Source organism: Roseisolibacter sp. H3M3-2 (assembly GCF_029211165.1).
In the GTDB taxonomy this organism is placed as follows: domain Bacteria; phylum Gemmatimonadota; class Gemmatimonadetes; order Gemmatimonadales; family Gemmatimonadaceae; genus Roseisolibacter.
This window is the reverse complement of record NZ_JARGEK010000787.1, coordinates 1-585: the sequence shown is the minus strand read 5'-3', so window position 1 is coordinate 585 and position 585 is coordinate 1. Positions and strand designations below refer to the sequence as shown.

The following is a 585-nucleotide window of genomic DNA, read 5'->3' as shown; positions in this document are numbered from 1 at the left end:
CCACGCGCGCGTCGCCGCCGGCGAGCTGCCGGGGCGCGCGCGCGACCTCGACGCGGTGCGGCTCGCGGTGCCGTTCGCCGTCGAGCCGCTGCGCGCGCGCGACCTGCGGCTGCTCGCGGCGTGGACGACGGACCTCGGCGGCGAGCCCGCGGCGGTGCTGGCGTACCGGTGGGACGACCTGCTGGTGCTGCAGTACATCGTGTCGGAGGAGCGGTTCTTCCGCGCGCCGGCGGTGCGCGCCGCGGTGGCCGCGGGACACGCGGCGCTGGCGCGGGACGGCGCGCGCGCGGTGGCGGCGTGGCCGACCGCGCGCGCGGGGACGCTGCTCGTCGGCGAGGTCGCGCCGCAGCGGCTGGTCGAGCTGCTGGCCGCCGCGCGCGAGGCCGAGCGCGAGGGCGGGGGTGCAGACTAGGGGACGGCACGACGCCGGCCCCCCGTCCCGACTTCCCGTGATCCCTCGCTGGAGCCTCGCCGCCGCGCTCGCGCTCCTCCCGGCCGCGGCGGCGGCGCAGGTGCTCCCCGACGGCGTGCGCGCCGACAGCGCCGCGCCCGACGGCGCGGCGCGCGCCGACTCGCTGGCCGCGC

1 protein-coding gene is annotated in these 585 nt (G+C 81.9%); it reads left to right on the top strand.

The features are described from left to right. The coding region (locus tag PYV61_RS26405) for a hypothetical protein (protein ID WP_275836870.1) at window positions 1-412 on the top strand (412 nt) is incomplete at its 5' end. Window positions 413-585 lie beyond the last annotated feature (173 nt).